The sequence below is a fragment of the uncultured Proteiniphilum sp. genome (assembly GCF_937873925.1).
Lineage (GTDB): Bacteria > Bacteroidota > Bacteroidia > Bacteroidales > Dysgonomonadaceae > Proteiniphilum.
In genome coordinates this window covers 1-22,414 of record NZ_CALNAT010000220.1, presented here as the reverse complement: position 1 = coordinate 22,414, position 22,414 = coordinate 1, and the positions used below count along the sequence as shown (strand labels likewise).

At 41.4% G+C, this 22,414-nt stretch carries 13 protein-coding genes; all 13 read left to right on the top strand.

The genetic code is table 11. From position 1 onward, the window contains the following. The coding region (locus Q0502_RS14710; RefSeq protein ID WP_298652253.1) for an alpha-L-rhamnosidase C-terminal domain-containing protein at positions 1 to 369 on the top strand (369 nt) is incomplete at its 5' end. Positions 370 to 399: 30 nt separating this feature from the next. Beyond that, positions 400 to 3,594 (top strand): TonB-dependent receptor, encoded by a 3,195-nt coding sequence (locus Q0502_RS14705; RefSeq protein ID WP_298652250.1) that lies wholly within the window; start codon positions 400 to 402, stop codon positions 3,592 to 3,594. A gap of 13 nt (positions 3,595 to 3,607) precedes the next feature. Beyond that, positions 3,608 to 5,476 carry a RagB/SusD family nutrient uptake outer membrane protein gene (locus tag Q0502_RS14700; RefSeq protein ID WP_298652247.1) on the top strand — a complete coding sequence of 623 codons (1,869 nt, stop codon included), beginning with the start codon at positions 3,608 to 3,610 and terminating at the stop codon, positions 5,474 to 5,476. Positions 5,477 to 5,505: 29 nt separating this feature from the next. After that, positions 5,506 to 8,592 carry a SusC/RagA family TonB-linked outer membrane protein gene (locus Q0502_RS14695; protein WP_298652245.1) on the top strand — a complete coding sequence of 1,029 codons (3,087 nt, stop codon included), beginning with the start codon at positions 5,506 to 5,508 and terminating at the stop codon, positions 8,590 to 8,592. Positions 8,593 to 8,623: 31 nt separating this feature from the next. Further along, entirely contained in the window at positions 8,624 to 10,396 is a 1,773-nt protein-coding gene (locus tag Q0502_RS14690; protein ID WP_298652243.1) for a RagB/SusD family nutrient uptake outer membrane protein, read from the top strand. A gap of 29 nt (positions 10,397 to 10,425) precedes the next feature. Then, complete coding sequence (locus Q0502_RS14685) at positions 10,426 to 11,355, top strand: DUF1735 domain-containing protein (RefSeq protein WP_298652240.1); 930 nt, start codon at positions 10,426 to 10,428, stop codon at positions 11,353 to 11,355. Positions 11,356 to 11,401: 46 nt separating this feature from the next. Next, positions 11,402 to 12,880 (top strand): hypothetical protein, encoded by a 1,479-nt coding sequence (locus tag Q0502_RS14680; RefSeq protein WP_298652237.1) that lies wholly within the window; start codon positions 11,402 to 11,404, stop codon positions 12,878 to 12,880. Positions 12,881 to 13,051: 171 nt separating this feature from the next. Continuing rightward, entirely contained in the window at positions 13,052 to 13,186 is a 135-nt protein-coding gene (locus tag Q0502_RS14675) for a hypothetical protein (RefSeq protein WP_298652234.1), read from the top strand. Between the two features lie 47 nt (positions 13,187 to 13,233). Beyond that, positions 13,234 to 14,820, top strand: coding sequence for a hypothetical protein (locus Q0502_RS14670; RefSeq protein WP_298652231.1), 1,587 nt, complete (start codon positions 13,234 to 13,236; stop codon positions 14,818 to 14,820). A gap of 148 nt (positions 14,821 to 14,968) precedes the next feature. After that, positions 14,969 to 16,684, top strand: a complete 1,716-nt coding sequence (locus Q0502_RS14665; RefSeq protein WP_298652228.1) for an FAD-dependent oxidoreductase — start codon at positions 14,969 to 14,971, stop codon at positions 16,682 to 16,684. A 17-nt stretch (positions 16,685 to 16,701) separates the two neighbouring features. Further along, positions 16,702 to 18,852 carry a hypothetical protein gene (locus Q0502_RS14660; protein WP_298652225.1) on the top strand — a complete coding sequence of 717 codons (2,151 nt, stop codon included), beginning with the start codon at positions 16,702 to 16,704 and terminating at the stop codon, positions 18,850 to 18,852. 118 nt (positions 18,853 to 18,970) lie between these two features. Further along, complete coding sequence (locus Q0502_RS14655; RefSeq protein WP_298652222.1) at positions 18,971 to 20,875, top strand: sulfatase; 1,905 nt, start codon at positions 18,971 to 18,973, stop codon at positions 20,873 to 20,875. A gap of 38 nt (positions 20,876 to 20,913) precedes the next feature. After that, on the top strand, positions 20,914 to 22,335 hold the full coding sequence (locus Q0502_RS14650; RefSeq protein WP_298652219.1) for an arylsulfatase: 1,422 nt from the start codon (positions 20,914 to 20,916) through the stop codon (positions 22,333 to 22,335). Positions 22,336 to 22,414: the final 79 nt, after the last annotated feature.

Genomic DNA, 22,414 nt, shown 5'->3' with positions numbered 1-22,414 from the left:
TTTTTGTACCGGAAAGTTGCCGGACTGAACATAGCCTCCGGTGAAGATGCAGCAGGCTATAAACATATTCTTATAAAGCCCTGTCCCGGAGGAAGCCTGAAACATGCCCGCGCCACATTGAAGACCTATTACGGAACAGTGACAAGTGGCTGGCAATTGAATGATGAACAGATGGAAATGACGGTGGAAGTACCCGTAAATACCCGGGCAACTGTGTATCTTCCTTCAACCACATTGAAAAATATTACCGAAGGAGGTAAACCGATTGACCTGATAACCGAGATAACCATCCCGGATTTACAGGAAGATAACTATACTGTAATTCAGGTAGGATCGGGGAAATATCAATTTAAAATACAAACCCAATGAAATTTTAAAATAATATCAAACATGAAAAAAATGCAGAAATCGAAAAACAAACTGATACTGATTGGTCTATCTCTATTTTTCTTTTGTTCATTTCACATATATGGACAACAGAAGGAGTGGACTGGAAAAGTATGGGACGAAGAATTGAATGAACCCCTCATCGGGGTCACCGTTTCGGTAAAAGGAACCGGCCAGGGGACAATTACCGATGCAGACGGAGAATTTACGATCAGGGCAGAAGAAGGGCAGACATTGGTATTTTCATACATCGGCTATCATCCCGTAGAAGAAGTATTGAACAGTACTACAACAGCACTTGCCATTCTTATGCAGGAAGATACCAGGTTACTTGATGAAGTTGTTGTAGTTGGGTACGGCATACAAAAGAAAACATCGTTGGTAGGGTCTATTGCAACGACCAAAGGCGAAGAACTGATGAAGACAGGGAATGTAACCTCTGTATCAGAATCGTTACAAGGAGTGCTGCCTGGTGTCGTTTCAGTCATGGTCGATGGTAAACCCGGAGCTGATGAGGCCAATATTACCATCCGGGGCAGGAGCAGTTGGGTATCCTCAGAGCCATTGATACTTGTAGACGGGGTAGAAAGGGAAATGAATGATCTGGATATCCATGAGATAGAATCAATATCTGTTTTAAAAGATGCCTCAGCAACTGCGGTGTATGGGGTAAAGGGGGCAAACGGCGTAATTTTGGTCACTACCAAACGAGGAGAAAATGAGAGACCCAAGATAAATTTCTCCGCGAATTTCGGTTTCAAACAACCTCTTACCCACCCTGAATATGCCGATCATGTAACAGCCATGCAACTTTGGAATGAAGCTGCCAGAAACGATCTGCAATACGACGCGATAATACCCGAATCTACCATTGCAGCATGGGAAAATGCCTATGCTACCGGCAATATAGGTCCTTATAATCAATATTTCCCCGTAATTAACTGGTGGGATGAAATGGTAAAAGAGGTGGCTTTTTCCGAACAATATAATATAAATGTCAGCGGGGGATCAAATTTCATGAGATACTTTGCATCGGTAGGTTACCTGCACGACGGCGATGTGTATAAGACAAAGAAAAACGATCTCTTCGACCCTTCTTTCAACTATAAGCGCTACAACTGGAGGGCTAATCTGGATTTTAATCTGACAAAGACTACTGTTTTCACATTTAACTTCTCAGGCAGGCAAGGCTACCGGAATCAACCCGGGTATCGCGCCGACGGAAACAATGAGAATGACGATGCCTTCGGGCAGACACGATTTTTCCAAACGCTGTACAGTGCCCCCAGAAATGTGTTCCCGATCCAATGGCCGGATGGAACATACGGTGTTAGCACTCAGGCCGCTCAATCTGATAATTTATATCTGATGTTTGATATGGGACAAAGGATATATAAATACAACCAGAACTTTATTGATTTTTCATTAAATCAGGGGCTGGATTTTATTACAAAAGGTCTGAATTTCACGGGAAAACTGGCATATAATACCCAAATGAACCAGCAAAGCAGGATACAACGATATCCGGGAGGTAATTTCGGGGAAACGGGATATATCGCCTATTATAAGAAATGGGATTACTCCAGGCCTTTGGAAAATGGGGGATATGAGCTGGAGCAGGAAGTGAGAATTCCAGATAACGATTATCAGGGAAATGTTCCCAGTGCAAGCTATGATGATATACTGGATCGTGGCTACATCAAAAAATTGTATTATGAACTGGCTTTAAACTATGAAAGAAGTTTTGGAGACCATAATGTGTCGGCATTGGCGGTTTTTAACAGAAATCAAAATGATCAGTTGAGGAATGCTACCAATATGCAATTCCAATACAGGGATGAGGCATGGGTTACCCGCTTTACTTATAACTGGAAAGAACGTTATCTTACAGAATTTAATGGTTCATATACGGGTTCTCCCAAGTTTGCCCGCGGAAAGCGGTACCAATTCTTCCCCTCTTATTCGCTTGGCTGGCGAATATCAGAAGAACCGTGGATAAAACATTTTACTGATCAGACCTTGAATAATCTCAAATTACGGTATTCGTACGGAGTAGTCGGTTATGATCGTGCAGCATCCTCCTTCACATATGTACAAATGTATGAAAATACAGGAGGAGGTATAGCCTTCGGTGACGAGACAAGAAGCGAATATGGGCCTCTGTATGTCGAAGGGCAAACGGCAAACGTGAATGCTACATGGGAAACTGCTCATAAACAAAATCTGGGCATCGACCTTATGCTATTTAACCGATTAACCGCCACGGCTGACATTTACGCTGAAAACCGGGAAGGTATTTTAATGCCGGTCTGGATCTCAGGTATGACCGGGGCGTCCCAGGCCGACGGGAATGTGGGTAAGACAAAAAGTAGGGGATATGAAATCGAGCTGGGTTGGAGAAATAAAATAAACAAAGACTGGAGTTATTCAATTAATGCGAACTATGCTTTTAACGAAAACAGGGTCGTATTTCGCAATGACGCCTACAGACAGCCGGAATATCTGAAATTCGCGGGTAAACCTATCGGAAGTGCTACAAAGATGGAAGTAATCGGTTACTATGAATCTCTTGATGATATTTACAACTACGCGTTGGCCAATAATCTCTCCACGCAAAGCAGGTTAGTTCCCGGTGATTTTATGTATTTAGACTACGATGCTGACGGAATAATTGATGGAACAAAAGACCGGGTTCATCAGAAAAATACCACTTTCCCCGCGATCACCTACGGCTGGAGGCTCGGCCTTCAATATAAATCTTTTCAGGTAAATGCATTCTTCTATGGCGTATCCCGTATTTACAAAGAAGTGGACTCTTCTGTCCTATGGGATTTTGAATATGGTTCAAGTGAGATTTATAGTGCCAACGTAGATGCAGTAGGAAGATGGACTCCTGAAAATATGAAGAATGCAACAAAACCGGCCTTGCACAGTCAGTATAAAGGCTATAGTGCATCGGGTGGAACTACCTATAGTTTCCAAAACGCCGCTTATTTAAGATTAAAAAATGTGGAACTTTCCTATAACATCAACCCGAAGTTACTCAACAGTTTAAATATGGGAATAAGTAGTCTTCAGTTGTATGCCAATGGAAGCAATTTATTTACATGGACTCAATTTAACAAGCAATTGGATCCGGAAGGGAGTTCATCTTCCGTTTATCCCATGGTTCGTCGTTATAATTTTGGTGTAAGGATGTCATTTTAAAAGCAATTGGATTATGAAAAAATATAGATTAATAATATTATTAGGTTCTTTATTTGCATTCACAGCCTGTGAAGAGTATCTCGATAAATCGCCCGATCTGGGTATCTCTGAAGACGTGGTATTCAATAATTATTTTTCCATCAGAGGGTATTTAGACAAATGTTACGATTGTGTCGTAGATTATTCTTACTGGAAATCCCAAGAGGCCAATCGTGCACATGTCGGACAAATCTCTGATGAGGCCGCAAATCCATACACCTTTACCCATGTAACCAATTTCATCAATAAAGGTATTTGGCAAAATACAGAAGCTGCTCCTGAAATCGGATGGACCCAAGGATTGGTTGGGAGTCTTAACGGCCGTGTTATACCCAACGCTTTTTTAGGCCTTAGGATTTCAAACAGGATCATAGAAAAGGTGCCGGATATTTCAATATTGACCGAGCAACAAAAAACAGAATTATTAGGACAAGCTTATTTTTTCAGAGCCTGGTTTTATTTTGAAATTATTCGCCGCGTAGGCGGTATGCCCGCCTTGGATAGGGTATTTAGCAGCAATGATGATATGGATATGCCCAGAATGACCTACCAGGAGTCAACAGAATGGTTAATACTGCAAGTAGACAAAGCCATTGAACTGTTGCCGCACGAGTGGGAAGCCACCCAAACAGGACGCCCCAATAAGGTGGCAGGTTATGCACTCAAAGAGATGGCTGCATTATACGCTTCAAGCCCTCTGATGACCAACCCTATTGATAGGATAGAAGATAACGGTTATGATACGGAATGGGCAAAAAGAGCCGCCCAGTATGCAAAAGAGTGCCTTGACTATATAGATCAAACCGTGCCCAAGCACAAAATGATGGACGGCGCCCGCTATAAGAATATCTTCTACCACTTTCCCAATTTCGTGAGTGACGAGTCGCTATGGTATGTGAATACTGCGGGGATGACCAGAACCGGGTCCAGGCAAGACGTACGGATTTTTTGGATAACCACACGGATGGATGCCCGAAAAGGGAACTATTCGGAGCCCAATGTAAGTATTTCCCAAAATATGGTTGATAAATTTGAGACAAAAAACGGATATTCTGCAACACTGACCCCTGCGGGGTGGGTTAGCAATGACCCCGAATTCGATCCTGACCATCCCTACGAAAACAGGGATCCTCGTTTCGATGCGTTTATTCTCTACCCCGGAGAACAATATGGCACTTATGCCAATGGCGATCCGAATTATGTCTGTACCTGGGAAGGAGGGGCCGACATCTCACCGGCTGCAACAACAGGAAGCACAGTAAGAACCGGCTACCTCGTAAAAAAATGGCTATGGCCGGAAGCAATCCCTCTAGACAGATCCAACAAAAACGAGGGATTTACCAAATATTATTGGAATTGCATCCATATCCGCACCACCCAAGTGTGGCTCGACTATGCGGAAGCTATGAATGAAGCATATGGTCCCAAAGCAATACCTCCGGGATATGCTTATTCTGCGGTCGATGCCATTAATAAGGTAAGGAACAGAGTAGGAATGCCCAATGTAAGGGGTGAAAAAACAGGAGATACCCAAACTTTCAGGGAGGCGATCCGGAATGAAAGAACGGTTGAACTTTTACTTGAACATAACAGATGGTTCGATATTCGCCGTTGGATGATCGCCGAGAACTTGTTCAGTGCCCCTAATCCAATAAAAGGGGTGAGGGCTGTGCCAAGCAATGCTACTTCTTTGAGACCTAATCCCGGAAACGTGTTTACTTATCAACTAAAAGATGTGCCAGAAGAGATCAGGGTCTTTGAACGTAAGCACTATTGGTATCCTATTCCAAAGAATGAATCGAACCGCTTCATGAACTTTAAACAAAATCCGGGATGGGAATAGTTGTCATAAATATATAATAAAAGAAAAACATGAAAAAAACTATATTTAAAAATAAAAATATTGCTCTTTTCTCTTGGCTCTTCATTTTTATGACTATCTCCATGAATATGGGATATGCACAAAATAAAGAGAATAAAAAGGCAGGGAAAGCGAATGTGATTGAAATATCCGCCACGGTAGTAAATGAACAGGGGGAGATGATCCGGAATGCTGAAGTGATCGTGGGAGAAGGCGCCACCACCTTCTACACGAATACTTCCGGAGAATTCCATGCCAAGATGAGGCCAGGCACAAAATTTATTATCGAAGCCCGGGGTTATGAAACAAAAATACTGGATGCCACTGAGGAACTGAAAGGTTCCCGGATCGTATTATCAAATGTTCCATTGTTTTCAGGGGAAAAAGATATGATCACATTACCCGGAAATGTTATCACCGACAAAAGATATAATACCGGGGCTGTCAGCAAGATCAGTGCAAGCGAGTTAGAATCTTATCCCGCAATGGGCGTGGGAAATATGCTGCAAGGAAAATTAATGGGGCTGATATCAAACATGAATACAGGCGGGGGTATCGGCACTCTCACCCACTCACTGAATATACGGGGATTACACAGAGGAGGAGGGGATGGTTTTGTAACCATTATCGACGGAGTTGAACGAACACTGAACGTGATTACAGCAGAAGAATTGGAATCGATAGAGGTATTGAAAGATGCTACGACAAAAATCCTTTACGGTCCCCGCGCGGCCAATGGCGTACTTTTAGTGACTACCAAAAAAGGAGATAAACACAAAAGAATCCGCAGAGTTACCGGAGAATACGGTATCGGAATCGCCGCTGATCACCCCCAATTCCTGAATTCTCACGATTATTCGGCATTATACAATGAAGCAAGAATCAACGACGGATTAGCGCCTATATACTCTGCCCAGGACTTAACAGGCTATAAAAACAGTACCGGTCCAAATGATTTTCGTTATCCCAATTTAGACTACTATGATTATTTTTTAAACAAGAATAATAATTATCGAAAAGCAATTCTTGAACTGTCCGGGGGTAATGAAGGAGTCCAATATTCTCTTATTGGCGGGTACGAGGGAATGAGCGGCCTGGAAAAGATTGGAGACACGCCACAACGAAACCGCTTCAACGCAAGAGGAAATCTAGGTGTGAGAGTAAACGACTATATATCGGCAACGATGGGCATTGCTGCCGTATTTGATGTGAACAGCATGAGTTCATTATCGCAAACACAAGTAATGCAGGCCGTATCATCACACCGCCCCAATGAATATCCCATATTCATTCCTGAATCAGTAGTGGCTCCCGATTCCGTCGGTTACCCCAACTTTGGAGCAAGTAATAGTGTTACAGACAATTTATACGGATCATTACAACATGGCGGTTATCGGAAAGGACAAACAATAGACGGACAATTAAATTTCGGATTGAATTACGATTTCAACAAATTATTGAAAGGATTAACAGGATCAACACATCTCACATTCGATAATAGATTTTCCGGGACCGAGTCTTTGTCAACCACTGCTGCGACCTATTCCCAGAGATGGGTAAAAACTGCTACCGGCGAGGATTCTGTAATCATGATAATGCGTAAAAAAGCAGACAAAAATGATGACATCAAATTGTCTAATAGTACAAATTTCAGGACTACCAGCTTTATCGGTTTACTCACTTACAACAGATCCCTCAATAAAGAAAACAGGTTAAAAGCAGATTGGATTTACAACTATTATCTGAATGAAGCTACCGGCCTCTCGCAGGACACCAAATTTATGAACAGTGTCCTGAAGATAAATTATATAAATAGCGATAAATATATTGCCGATTTCAGTGTAGGGGGAATGGGAAGTAATAAATTCAGAGGAAATAATAAATATGCCGTTTCTTATGCACTCGGGCTTGGATGGATATTATCTGAAGAAGATATTATACGATCGATCAATGGGATCGATTATCTGAAATTCAAGGCAAGTGCGGGCGTGTTGCCTTATGATGGGCAGACTCAGCACGATTTGCATAATACCCAATGGAATAATAATGGAGCTGCCCGTTTGAATAATTCACTGAATCCAAGCCGTACAAATATTCAACGTATTGGTAATCCCGATTTGAAATGGGAAAAATCAAGAGAATTAAATGTCGGAATTGAATTCTTAGGTCTGAATAAAAGACTGTGGTTTGAGGCCAACTATTTTAATGAATACAGGTACAATATTATTCAACAAGTCTCTTCAATTTATTCGGATATATACGGATCTTTCTATTCTTTTAAAAATTGGGGAGAAGTATTGAACCGGGGTATTGAAGCGGAATTATCTTATTCGGACAGGATCGACCGCTTCTTTTATCAGGCGGGATTCAATATGATCTATGTAAAAAATAAACAGATGAAAATTGACCGGGTTCAATATCCTGATGAATATTTAAACTGGGTAGGGGATCCTTCAGACGCCATGTACGGATATGTATCCCGCGGATTATTCGGTAAAGATATTGATATGTCAACCGCACCTGTTCAATATTTTGGTCCTTATCAGGCGGGTGATATTGCCTATGAAGATTTAAACGGTGATAACCGGATTGATGAATTGGATATCAGGATGGTAGGAAACAGTTTTCCGCGCATACATTTGGGAATCAACCTGAATCTGAATTATAAAGGCTTTGGCCTATATGTATTGGGTACCGGACAGTTTGGTTACTATAACTGGAAAAACAGCAGTTATTACTGGTTTAGCGGGGAAGATAAGTATTCCGTTGAGGCTTTAAACAGGTATCACGCCACCAGTAATCCAGAGGGAGACTTCCCGAGGTTGACCGCCACAAGCAGTAGCAATAATTACAGGAATTCCACTTTCTGGATTGAAAAAGCCGACCTGTTTCGTATCAAGAATGTAGAGGTGAGTTACACTCTGGAGAATAAGACCAATGCCAGTTTGTTTTACAGGGCACTCAAGCTATTTGTCCGGGGAACAAACCTGGCTTGCATCACTCAGGTGAAGGATCGCGATCCGGAAGCTATTAACGCAGGCCTGGATTCTTATCCTCTGATGAAAACGGTGACAGCCGGTTTGACTGTTTCGTTCTGATTTATAAGCTATAGATTTAAAAATAAAAAACATGAAAAAAATCATATATTTATTAGGAATAATAGTTCCCATAACATTTTGGTCGTGTGATGACGCACTTGGCACAAAGTATAATAATACTTTTGGCGACGAATATACATGGACTTTGCCGGATGTGGCTCTTGGAGTCTTGATGAATGCATATAACAACATTCCATCATCACCCAACAGCTACGGGAATGACTTTTTAGATGTTGCTACGGATAACGCATTGACGGGAACACGTTCATCATCCCTTTACCGGTTTACGCAAGGAGGGCTCAATGCGAATAGCAATGCATTAAATAACTGGTCCCTTGCATACGATCAGTTTCAACATATCCATGCTTTTATGGAAAATGGATTGGGAGAAAATATTTCTTATAATCTTTCAGATTCCATCAGAGATAAAAAAATACGAGACCGGTCAAGAGGAGAGGCCTACTTCCTGCGAGCCTGGTGGGGCATGGAATTATTGAAAGTGTTTGGAGGAATAACGGAAGATGGACAGGCTTTGGGTTATCCCATTATTACGAAATTTGTTACCGAAGAAGATCGGGAAGAAATCAATAAAAAACCCCGAAATACGTATGAAGAATGTGTACTGCAAATAATTGCCGATTGTGATTCCGCATTTAAATACCTCCCTTTGGCATATGTAGGGGGTGACGTAGATTTAGGCTCTACCCAGGAAGGAAGAGCCAGCGGCAAAGCCGCATTGGCATTACAGTCGCGTGCTGCACTTTTCGGGGCGTCGCCGGCGTACCAGCCTACCGGTTCCCAGGCGCTATCACCGGATTCGTTACAAAAAAAATGGGAGCGGGTGGTCACTTTGTCGGAAAGGGCAATCACACTGGGCAATTTAGGAGCATATACAGCACTTAAGGAAAATATGTATGTAGGTACCAGCGTGCAGCAGACAACTAATGCAGAATTTCTTTTCCGTAAATGGGCCAATAATAATACGCTTGAAAGACAAAATTTTCCTCCATTATTTTTTGGGCAAGGCAGGACAAATCCTTCTCAAAATTTAGTAGATGCTTATCCAAGTAAAAACGGGTACCCTATTTCTGATATCCGGTCCGGTTACGATTCTCAAAATCCATATGTAAACAGGGACGACCGCTTTGACCTTACATTTTTTTATAATGGAAAGGTATTCAACTCCGAACGGCCATTGGAAATTTATACCTGGGGCGAATCAATAAAAGGGCGAGATGTTGCAGGCTATGACTATAATAATACAATTACCGGTTATTACCTTAAAAAATTCTTGTCACCTATGAAAGAGATGCTGTATGATCCTGCTACCCTGTCCGCCAAAAACGATTACCATCAATATCCACTTTTACGCAGGGCTGAGGTATATTATAATTTGGCAGAAGCATTAAATGAATTGGCAGGCGCTTCGGGGACAGTATCGGGAAGTTCACGTACCGCATATGGCATTATAAGGGATATAAGAAATAAGAACGGTATCACCTCAACTAGTTATCTTGATGAAATAGTTGCCGAATCCGACAAGAATAAATTCTTATCCTTGATCCTCAATGAAAGAAGACTGGAATTTGCATTTGAAAATGAACGTTTTTTTGATTTACGCAGAAGAATGATGCCGCTAAATGAATCGATCAAAGGCATTACAACTGAAAAGAACGAGACAGGATTCAGCTATTCCCAAATTGTTGTCGAACAACGCAGCATGACCGATAATTATCAATACATGCCACTCCCCTATATAGAAACATTAAAAAATCCGAATTTAATTCAAAATAAAGGATGGTAAGCCATTAACCACAAATAAAATAGACGATTATGATAAAAATAAGATCCTTAAAAATAAACTCCTTAATTATAGCGTTTTTAGTCTTATTCGCATGTGAACGTTACGAGGAGTATAGATACGATTACGAATATTCAGCCGTTTATTTCGGTTCCCAAAAGCCTTTGAGAACACTGGTCACACGTGAAAACCAATCAACCCTGGATTTTAAATTAGGCGTTGTTCTCGCCGGCATGTTAGAAAACAAAACTGATCAGTGGGCAACTTTCGAAATAGACCCTTCGCTATTACAGACAGTCGAGGGTGCCTCTTCGTTTTCTTTGCTTCCGGAAGATTGGTATGATTTTGATATCACCGACAATAAAATAACAATTCCCAAAGGAAAATTCTTGGGTGATTTCACCATAAAGATCGATAAGGCAAAATTTACTGCCGATCCTTTATCTTTAGGCAGGACTTATGCTTTGCCGGTGAGAATACTGGAATCTTCCGCCGATTCAATTTTGGCAGGAGATAATATTACTCCCGGTAAAGATTATACAGTATTGGTTGTAAAGTATATTTCCGGATACTCAGGGACTTATTATGTCCGTGGAGAACAGATAGAACTGAATGCGCAAGGCAATGAGATAGAAGGAAGTAAAACCATTTATTCACATCCGGACTGGAGTCGTAATAAAACAAGAACATTTACAACCCTGTCTCCTTCGGAATGTGAAATAACCGGTATCGGAGCCGAGGATTCAGAAAAAATGAAAATCATATTCGGAACGGACCATGCTATAACACTTTCTTCCTCCAGTCTCAATATTACTGATCTCGGCTCTTCTTATGATACCGAACGGGAAGAATACCATTTACGGTATTCATATATAAAATCCGGAAAAGTATTTCAGGTAGATGAACATCTGAAACAAAGGAACGATCCTGAAAACGAGCTTCGATTCGAAGAGTGGAATTAAAAGAACACTTTATTGGAATGAATAATAGTTCACTAAAAAAAGAAAAATGAAAAAAAAGATTTATTCTCTCATTATAATAATAACCGTGTTTACTGTTACTATACAATGCGAGAAAACACCACAGGACAACGGACAGGATAAAGAACCACCCATTGAGAATCCAGATCCGGACCCCGATCCTGACCCAGATCCAGATCCTGTTCCGGACGGAGACAAAGTTACAGTTTCCGGGAACCTTCGTCAGGAAATAAAACTTGGTATCGATGCTGAAAGGTTGTGGTTCTGGAGAAGCTATTTAAAAGATGAACTCGCTCAACTGTCTGTGAGTGAAATGAAATCACATTTTGTCCGCGTAGCGGTCCCGTGTGATTATGAACGGGAGGAAGGTATAATAAATCCGGCCGCGTATAACATGATACTTGAAATGATGAATGCAATGAAAAATGCAAACCCGGCAATTAAATTTTTTGCCTCTCCAAGACCACTTCAGGAAGCTTATAGCGAGGAGGAAAAAAAGACTATCTGGGGCAATAACAGTGTCCCCTGGTCTCCTTATCCGGCATGGATACAAGAATGGGACGAGAACGGCATTAAAATTGTCGATGGCATTGAAGTTACCCAATGGAAAAAGGGAGCATTTCATGTAGATAAATTAGTGAGGTATTATGGGGATTATCTGAACTTAATGAAAATGGAGGGTTTCGATATCACCTATCTGGACCTTTCCAATGAACAGACAATTATTACTCCGGCTTATGCTAAATACATTAAGGATAATTTACCGGCAAAACTCAACCCCGGCGTAAATATGCCTCTTCTGATCGCTCCCTCTACATGGAGTGTGGAAGGCGGCATCGATTGGCTGGGTACCATCAATACATCGAACGGTGAGCAGGACGGATTTGATATCGCCTCTGTACACAATACCGGTGGAAGCGGGTCATTTTCAGAGTTTGTGAACAAAGCAAAAATCTGGGGGAAAGAAGCGTGGAATACCGAAATGCATGCCTGGATAGGTTTGGAACTCAAACAGGAAATACTCACCTCGGAACTTCTGTGGGAACATATGCGGGCAGGATTCAACGCTATTGATACCTGGTTGTTTTTTGGTAATTATGCCGGTAGAGATCATTCTATGTTATGGATACATCCGAATAACGGCAACATTATTAAAACGGGCAAATATGAGATTTTTAAAAAAGTGGTAAATAACGCCAATGGTGGCCGTTATGTAGATATTTCCACAACATCCGGCTTGTTAACAGCCGCTTTTATTAAAGATTCCGTTTTATCTGTCTGGATACTAAATAAAAATAAAGATGGTGCTGCAAATACGGTTATCGAATTACCGGATAATTGGGAAATGCTCAATAACAGTATCGAAGTTACATATTGGAATGCAGAAGCCACTACAAATGAAGGAAGCGTCAGTATGACAACTATGACGGAGAAAAATAAATTCCACTTTGATCTGATGGGAGAATCTCTCTATTTCTTTAGAATGAATGTAAACACAGAAAACTAATTAGAGTTTATCTGATTATCAACGTATTTACTTCTTAAACAATATAATATCTATTCAATAAACAAATCTCAAAAATAAAATTATGAAACGAGCATGATAATCATTATCACACAAGTACATGATTAAAGCGAGTTCCATACGATACCTTTGAGAATAAATAATTTTAATCGTATGAAAAACGAAAAAAATTTATCAGAAGACAACGACTATATCGCACCGGAGATTGATGTAGTGGAAATCGAGATTGAACAGCACATTCTGGCCGGAAGCGGAGATGTTCCGGATATGGAGGGAGAAAACTGGTAGCTTTGAAAGGGCGGTTAATTATGTCTAATCTACTAAACAGGACTATAATGACGAGAAAAAAAATTTACTTGCTGGCGACGATAGCCACCATTTTTCTTTTCACAGAGTGCAGTGAAAAGGTAACGTCCATCCAGGACGGACTCGAAAACGACCCGGCAGAAAGACATACCATCTCGCTCACCATAGCGATGCCGGATGAAGGATCCCAAAGCCGGATTGCTCTCGGGCAGGACGGGAAAAACATATCGCTTACCTGGGAGGAGGGAGATAAGATTCAGCTCTCTTTCATCCAGGGTGATACTAAAATCAAACAGGAAGTAACGGTCAGGGATATCTCGGAAAGCGGGAAAAAAGCCGCATTTGATTTTATTATACCGGCAGAAATTACCGATGGCTCCTCATTTGACCTTTACGGAGTATATGGAGGAAACGGCATAGATGACACCAACCCCGCGTTTGCCAGGTTACCCGTAAGCGCAGGCAAAGCCTCGTCGCTCGAGTCGGTACAGGAAAGGGAAGACGTAATGCTCTATTTTGCGGAGAAAGGGCTGGATGCCACCGGTAATCTGAATATTGGCACCACCTTTGGGCACCTCGGCTCTCTTTTCTCTGTCACTGTGAAACATATAGGTACCCATCCCCTCACGAACCTTGCGGAGGCACGGCTTGCCTCCACGGAGAACGGTTGGGCTTATAACTTCGGGCCCGGCGGAGGTAGCTTCGACCTGGTGAACAGAACCTTTATCAATATCGGCGCGGCCGGCAACTACATCTCATTCAGCACGGCAGAAAGCAGTCTGGTAAGCGGCGACTCAATCACATTCTGGGGATGGTATCCTCCATTACCGGATAAATTGTGGCCGGCGTTAAGTTTGCAATTGATGGACGATACCGGGAATATCCTCGCCGAGAGCAGTAACAGGAAAGAGGCACGGACAGCTCCCACAGCGGCGGGCAAAAGCTATTACTTTTACGCCTTGTGGGATAACAATACCGGCAATCTCCAGTTTACCGACCATACCTATAATGGGATATCCATTATTCGGTTAGGAAGCCAAAAATACATGACGGGAATAATGAGATACTACCCCGAACATATTACCGATGAAACCCTTCCGGATTACAAGGAGTGGCTCGATGTATACAGCTTGCTTTCGCTGAAAGATATGAAAGGCTATTCCATGGATTATTTCGCGGAAAGTATGGAGAATTCTGCCAATATTGACATAAAACGCCAGGGGAATGCAGGCAACCGTCGACGGAATATTGCAGTCAGTCCGGAAGTATGGTCCGGTACCCATCAAACCTCTGACGGTAGAACCATCCAAAGCTTAATAAATGACGGGCTTGTAATAGCAAATGAAACGAAATTCAAGTGGATGCCCGATGACATCGACTTCATGAATGCCGCATCCATCGGAGACGATCCGACTGCGAGTAACCTCACTCTACAAGAAACTGATCCTCCCGGTAAAGTCATTGGGTTTAAAACTGCCCCGAGCTCCACGGTAGGCGAACGCCGGGGATTAATGAAAGAAATAGCGTTAATACCCGGCCCCAGAATACCCGGGCAGGACGGTGACTATGGTACGGGGATATGGGATGTGAGTGTTTACGCTGTTCGTCTCTTCTGATATAAGCCGGTAAAACCGGATAAATCTGATTAAAACGGGAGGCGAATAATCGGTTTTCCTCCCATTTCTTAATACACATACACACAGGAAATTAATTCTACAAAATTAAGTTATGACGAATAATCATATTTCATATTGATAAATTGTTATGAAAAAAATTCATTTATTGTTAAGTACTGTATTTATTCTTTTCACACATAGCTTATTGGCACAGGACCAAAAGAGTTATGATGTAGTAATATATGGTGGGACTTCAGCAGGTATCTCAGCTGCAATTCAGTGTTCACGAATGGGGAAAACCGTGCTCCTGATAGAACCGACGAACCGGATAGGAGGACTTACCACGGGCGGTTTAGGCCAGACTGATATAGGTAGAAAACATGTGATAGGCGGCATAGCCAGGGAATTTTATCAAAATATAAGCAAATACTATGAGGACCCCCAACACTGGAAATGGCAGGATAGAGAAGAGTACATGAATAGTCGTCATTCCCGGACAAAGAAAGGAGAGGATGCCATGTGGACATTTGAACCCTCGGCCGCATTAAAGGTGTATGAAAAAATGATGGATCCCGAAAATATCGTTTTGGTTTATAATCAGCGTTTAAACCGCAAGAGTGGGGTAAAAATGGAAGGAACGAAAATTATTGAAATTGAAATGGAAAGTGGCCGGATATACGCGGGAAAAATGTTTATTGATGCCACCTATGAAGGGGATTTAATGGCTTCATCCGGCGTATCGTATAGTATTGGAAGAGAATCAAACAAAGAATATGGTGAGACATTAAATGGGGTACAGGCAAACAAGTATAGTCTTAAAATTGATGGAACAGTATCTAAAAATGCTGCCAATCATAACTTTATTAATGGCGTTGATCCTTATATCATGAAAGGTGATCCCAATAGCGGTTTACTTCCCTACGTCTCAAAAGATCCTCCGGGCATAGACGGGCAAGGTGACGATAAAATTCAGGCATATTGCTTTCGAATGACATTGACGGATCATCCCGAAAACAGGATCCTCTTCAAAAAGCCGGAAAATTACAATGAACTGAACTATGAGTTGCTTTTCAGAAACTATGAAGCTGCCACCGGACCTATTGAAACAATGTACAGCTATGGAGACAAGCTTGTTCCCTGGATAAATTCATCAATGCCAAATAGAAAAACCGATACCAATAACCAGAAAGGATTTTCTACCGACTTTATCGGACAAAACTACGATTACCCGGAAGCTAATTATGAAGAGAGAGAGAAAATAATCCAAGCGCATCGGGATTACCAGCAAGGATTGATGTGGACTTTAGCCTATCACCCGCGTATTCCCGAGAAGGTAAGAAACGTGGTCTCACAATGGGGTACATGCAAAGATGAATATGAGAAAGGCAGCGATGGATGGCAACACCAACTTTATATCAGGGAAGCTCGACGGATGAAGAGCGACTATGTAATGACACAGAGGAATTGCGAACGTATTGATATTGCCGGAGATCCGGTTGGAATGGGTGCATATGGAATGGACTCTCATAATGTGCAGCGGTACGTAGATGTAAATGGTTTTGTCCAAAATGAAGGTAACGTAGAAGCATGGATGCCCCATCCCTACCCAATCAGCTATCGCTCTGTTATTCCTAAAAAAGGCGAATGCGAAAATTTATTGATCCCTGTCTGTGTAAGTTCAACCCACATAGCATTTGGATCAATAAGAATGGAACCGGTTTTCATGGTCCTTGGGCAGTCAACCGCGACAGCCGCCTGTCTGGCAATTGACCAAAAGAAAGCCGTACAGGATATTGATTATCCGGTCTTACGCAGGATATTAGAGCAAGACCGGCAGGTGCTAGAAGTCGATATTGATAACTGATTTACAAAAAAAGAAAAATGAAAAAATTATTCTTTTACTTATTAATTACTTTTGTACTGTTTTCCTGCTCCCGGAAGAATACAGATGATAATTATGCTCCACTTTTCCCGTTTTTGATCAGCTACGACGGGCCGGATAACGTTACCAATATGTCTCACCTTTTAGATGCGCCGGCAGGCAATCATGGCTTTGTCAGGATTGAAAATGGCAGATTTGTTACAGATGCAGGCCCTATCCGGTTTCATGGTACCAACCTCACCGGTCCGGCAAATTTCCCGGAATATAAAGATTCGGAACATTTGGCGGCCAGATTGGCAAGATTTGGAATAAATTGTGTCAGACTGCATTATATGGATGCAGATTATGGCAATTTCCTCAATGAGGAACAAGCCGGTATCTTTACAGATGATCCTACAACCCAAAGGAATCTGGATCCGGATCAATTAGACAGGATGGACTATCTGGTCGCCCAACTCAAAGAAAAAGGAATATACGTAAATATGAATTTACATGTGGGTAGGAAATTAGACGAGCGTGACGAATTTACGAGTTATGATCAGAGGCCCCATCTGGATAAGGGTGTGGATAATTTTGAACCTCGCATGATAGGGTTACAAAAGGAATATGCCAAAGATCTATTAACTCACGTCAATCCTTATACGGGACTATCATACATCGACGACCCCTGTGTTGCAATGATTGAAATAAATAATGAGAATGGTCTTTTGCACCGGTATCATCGTGGAGATATAGACCGGTTGCCGGAACCCTATATCGGAGAACTTCAGGATCAATGGAACCATTGGTTAAACAAAAAATACCCTTCTACGGAATCGGTGATCAATGCCTGGAATTGGCAGGAAGACTCGTCATATGGCAGTCACATCAAAGAGGAAGGAGTCTTTCCTACGGTAAAACTTGATGATTCTACCGCATTAAAGGCGAAGCGTGATTTTTATCAGTTTCTTTTTGACACGGAACGTAATTATTGGATAGAAATGTCGGATTACCTGAAAGAAGAGTTGGGAGTAAAGAATGTCATTGCAGGAACACAACTTGGATTCAGCTCGCCTTTCATTCAGGCAGAACTTGATTATACCAGCGACCATTCCTATTGGTGTCATCCAAGTATTCGGGAAGACTGGAGAATCAGAAATGAATCCCTGGTAAATTCTATGGCAACCATTAAACGATTATCGACCCAGAGAATAAACGGGAAACCCTATATAATAGGTGAATACAATCACCCTTTCCCAAATCAGTATGGCGCAGAAGGACAGCCTTTACTCCGTTCTTACGGAGCACTTCAGGGATGGGATGGCGTTTTTGAGTATACCTTTAATCATCGAAAAGAGTATGATCTACATTACAACAACTATTTCTTTAGCATAAACGACCGGACAGATGTGCTGGCCCACTTCCCGGCTTGCGCGGCAATTTACCTGAGAGGTGATGTAAAGGAGGCTAAAAACTCTATTAATGCAAATGTTGATTTTGCATTTTATTTTGAAAAGCTGGTATCCGACAAATCATTAGGAGCTAATATTTCATTTACCGGTTTTGATACAAACTTATCACTTATTCATAGGGCGGGCATCACATTAAATGGTGATGATATAAACAATATCAAGCAGGATACTCCGATAGGCACAATAATAAAGAGCGATACGAAAGAATTAACATGGAATCGCGAAATATCTGATAAAGGTTACTTTACAGTCAATACACCCAACTCCAAACTGTTTACAGGTTTTCCCGAAGGAAGGGAAATTTCTTTGGGAGAAATCGATTTAAGAATTGGAGATACACGACTGGGCTGGGCAACCGTATCCCTGGTTTCCCGCAATGCAACCGGTTTTGGAAATACCGGAAAGCCATCTAATATACTACTGGCGGCTACCGGAGTTACTGAGAATAAGGGGATGAAAATAAAAAAATTGGATGAAAAGCATATAACCCTTACAGACTGGGGAAAAGCTCCGGTGTATACCGAAGGTATTCCCTTGATGATTACACTACCCTCTGATCCGGAAAAAACGAAGTGTTTTGCGCTTGATCCTGAGGGAGAACGCAAAAAAGAGGTGCCGGTAGCATCCTCCAACGGAAAAACAGAAATCGTATTAAAACCCGAATACGAAACCGTTTGGTACGAAATTGAAATTAAATAAAAAGTTATGCGAATCAAAGATAACATGACACACTCATAATATACGAATTCACACACAAAGATCTGATTAAAATGTCTTGTGTCTTGATTTTTGGCTCTTGAGTCTAATTTTTAGCCGTATGAAAAAAATATATACAAATGTTCTGAGTTTATGTGCTGTTACAAGCAGTTTATATGGACAAGACAGGCCTAATATCCTTTGGCTTACTTATGAAGATACATCACCGGAATTCATAGGATGCTATGGTAATAAACAAGCAAAGACTCCCAATATTGATAAACTGGCAACCGAGGGGGTTCGTTTCAATGCTGCTTACTCTACGGGAGCCGTATCATCACCCAGCCGTTTTTGTCTCATAACGGGAGTTCCGGCAAATGATATGGGTACGGGGAATCACAGGAGCAGTTATAAAATTCCGGAAGAGGTGAAAGCTTTCCCTTATTATCTCAGGCAAGCAGGTTATTATACTACCAATAATTCGAAAACGGATTATAATATGGACAATGCCAAAGAAATAACCCGTGAGGCATGGAGTGAATCCTCAAACAAGGCAGGTTGGTGGAACCGTGAACCGGGACAGCCATTCTTTGCTGTATATAATAGTAGCGCGAGTCACCAATCACGCACCATGACTAATTCATGGGAAAAGTATGAGCAACAAGTTTTGAGTTTTCTTACTGAAGAAGAGAAAGTAAAGGACCCTCATTTGGAAATTCCGGCTTTCTTCAGAAATAGTCCCGAGATGCAAAAACACATGTCGAGAGTCTATAACTCTATTGCTTTAATGGATAAGGAGTTCGGAGCATGGCTCAACAGACTCGAAAAAGAGGGATTAAAAGATAGTACAATTATTTTTTGTTTTAGTGATCATGGAGAGGGTATAACCCGATCAAAAGGTTCGGCAACAACCACAGGCTATCAGGTTCCTTTTATAATCTGGATACCGGTCATGTATAAACACTTGTCTCCTTGGGGGGATGGAATTATTACACATGAATTGGTTAGCTTTGAAGATTTGGCTCCCACAATACTTAATTTGACAGGGGTGGATATCCCCGCTTATATGAAAGGGCGTGTTTTTATGGGTGAAAAAATAGCACCTGAAAAGAAATATGTATTCAGTGGTGTCGATCGTACCGATGAAAGTAGCGAGCTGTCACGAACAGTTACGGACGGACGCTATCAATATACACGTGTTTTTATGCCATTCCAACCGTTTGTAAGATGGAACATGTATTACGACGTGAGCGGAATGCAACAAACCGTTCGTGACGATTATAAAAAAGGTTTACTGAACGAGGTTCAGTGCTCGATAATGGAGCCGCGCGAGGCTGAATACCTATATGATACGTATACTGATAAATGGGGGGTGAAAAATCTTATAGATGATCCCGCGATGCAGGACAAGATTGAGGAGTTGAGGAACGCTCTTATAAAAAATATAATAGATACCCGCGATCCTCATTTTATGACAGAATATGTCTTCAAAACGGAGGATCATGCTCCGGCCGTTCTGGCTGCTGACACACAAGAATACCCTATAAAAGAGATACTTAAAGCAGCAATTTTAACGGGTAAAGGCGAGGAAGTTGTATCCCATCAAATACAATATTTACGGCATACTAATCCTTATGTCCGTTATTGGGCAGCTATCGGCCTGTTTTCACAGCGTGGAAGCCTGAAGAGACAATTGAAGGAATTGGAAGGGATTACAAGAAAAGAAGCTTTTCCTCCAACAAGGATAGTGCTTACTGCTCTGCTTTTCAAACATGAAAGTCGGAAATATATTAATGATGCGAAAAAATTAATAGGGGAGGATGATCCGGAACAACTTCGTATGGCACTGAATTTATTGATTACATTAGATAACCATCAGCAACAAATATTACTGGAAGATATAAAATCGAAACTGGAGTACAATAAAGATAACAATAAAAAAGGTATGTTTGCATGTAATGAATATATGCGATTATTCCTTCACAACCTGGAAGGTTTAACCATATCCGGTGATGATTCCTTTTAATGATTTTACTTTATCGTTTATAATCCAATTTTTTACAAATGAATATCTCTTTAAACCATCTGATAATTTCTTCCAGCTTTGTAACTTTTCCCATCTTTCATGGGGGCTGCGTAGAATCGGGGAAAAAAAGTCCTTACAAAGAGCCTAATATCATTTATATTTTAGCTGATGATCTGGGTATAGGGGATTTGGGTTGCTACGGGCAAAAGGTAATCAGGACACCGACGATTGATGAGTTGGCTGAGGATGGAATGCGCTTTCTGCAACATTATTCCGGTTCGACAGTGAGTGCCCCTTCCCGCTGCTCTTTATTAACAGGGAAACATACAGGCCATACATATATCAGAGGGAATAAAGGATATGAACATATCGACGGATTCTCCTACGATTTACCTTTGGCAGATGAAGAATTGACCATTGCAGAAATTTTAAAGCAGAATAATTATCAGACAGCCTGTATTGGAAAATGGGGGTTAGGTGGTCCGGACTCGGAGGGGCATCCCAATAATCAGGGATTTGATTATTTTTTTGGTTATCTGGGGCAGGGGAATGCCCATTCATATTATCCGCAACAACTATTTGAAAACCATAATGCGGTTAAATTGGATGGAAAGGTTTATTCTCACGACTTGATTGTAGAAAAAGCATTGGATTACATAGAAAGAAATATTGAAAACCCATTTTTCCTTTATCTTCCGGTTACAATTCCTCATGCGGAGTTAATCGTACCCGAGAAAGATCGCATGGGATATACAAATAAGTTCCCTGAGACGCCTTTTCTCGGAAAAGGATCTTATGGACCCCAGGAACAGCCCTATGCTACCTATGCCGCTATGGTCAGTCGCTTAGATAAAAGTGTACAGGGAATTATTGATCTGTTGAAGAAAAAAGGTATTTACGATAATACGATTATCATGTTTGCTTCTGACAATGGTGTTCATAAAGAGGGTGGTCTCAACCCTGACTTTTTTAATAGCAACGGTCCGTTCAGGGGAAATAAAAGAGATTTGTACGAAGGTGGTATTCGCACTCCTTTCATTGTTTCATGGCCTGCTGTCATTCCCCGGGAAGGACGTGTTTCTTATCATGCTTCCGCCTTTTGGGATTTACTTCCGACAGTATGTGAAATAATAGGGACAGAAAAACCTCAAAATATAGATGGGATTTCCTTTTTACCCCAGTTAACAGGGAATGGGGAGCAACAGCCTCATGCATCCCTTTACTTTGAATTTCATGAACAGGGCGGAAAGCAAGCTTTATTAAAAGATGGTTGGAAACTAATTCGCTTAAATGTCAATAAGCCACAGAAAGCAAAGCTCGAATTGTATAATTATTATATCGATTCGGGAGAAAATGCAAATGTGGTATTGCAATATCCGGAAAAAGTGGAAGAATTATCTAAATTGATGGATATGCAACGGACAGAAAATGAATATTGGAGTTTCACTAAAGGTGATTAATTGTCCAAAAACCGAGGCGACTCTGGTTGTGTAAATTAAACTGTGTCAGGTTTTATTTTTATAGTTAATTTGGCACCTT

Bases quoted from the DNA above. Each gene is read 5' to 3' on its own strand.
- Q0502_RS14705 (WP_298652250.1), top strand. From the start codon at position 400: ATGCAGAAATCGAAAAACAAACTGATACTGATTGGTCTATCTCTATTT.
- Q0502_RS14700 (WP_298652247.1), top strand. From the start codon at position 3,608: ATGAAAAAATATAGATTAATAATATTATTAGGTTCTTTATTTGCATTC.
- Q0502_RS14695 (WP_298652245.1), top strand. From the start codon at position 5,506: ATGAAAAAAACTATATTTAAAAATAAAAATATTGCTCTTTTCTCTTGG.
- Q0502_RS14690 (WP_298652243.1), top strand. From the start codon at position 8,624: ATGAAAAAAATCATATATTTATTAGGAATAATAGTTCCCATAACATTT.
- Q0502_RS14685 (WP_298652240.1), top strand. From the start codon at position 10,426: ATGATAAAAATAAGATCCTTAAAAATAAACTCCTTAATTATAGCGTTT.
- Q0502_RS14680 (WP_298652237.1), top strand. From the start codon at position 11,402: ATGAAAAAAAAGATTTATTCTCTCATTATAATAATAACCGTGTTTACT.
- Q0502_RS14675 (WP_298652234.1), top strand. From the start codon at position 13,052: ATGAAAAACGAAAAAAATTTATCAGAAGACAACGACTATATCGCACCG.
- Q0502_RS14670 (WP_298652231.1), top strand. From the start codon at position 13,234: ATGACGAGAAAAAAAATTTACTTGCTGGCGACGATAGCCACCATTTTT.
- Q0502_RS14665 (WP_298652228.1), top strand. From the start codon at position 14,969: ATGAAAAAAATTCATTTATTGTTAAGTACTGTATTTATTCTTTTCACA.
- Q0502_RS14660 (WP_298652225.1), top strand. From the start codon at position 16,702: ATGAAAAAATTATTCTTTTACTTATTAATTACTTTTGTACTGTTTTCC.
- Q0502_RS14655 (WP_298652222.1), top strand. From the start codon at position 18,971: ATGAAAAAAATATATACAAATGTTCTGAGTTTATGTGCTGTTACAAGC.
- Q0502_RS14650 (WP_298652219.1), top strand. From the start codon at position 20,914: ATGAATATCTCTTTAAACCATCTGATAATTTCTTCCAGCTTTGTAACT.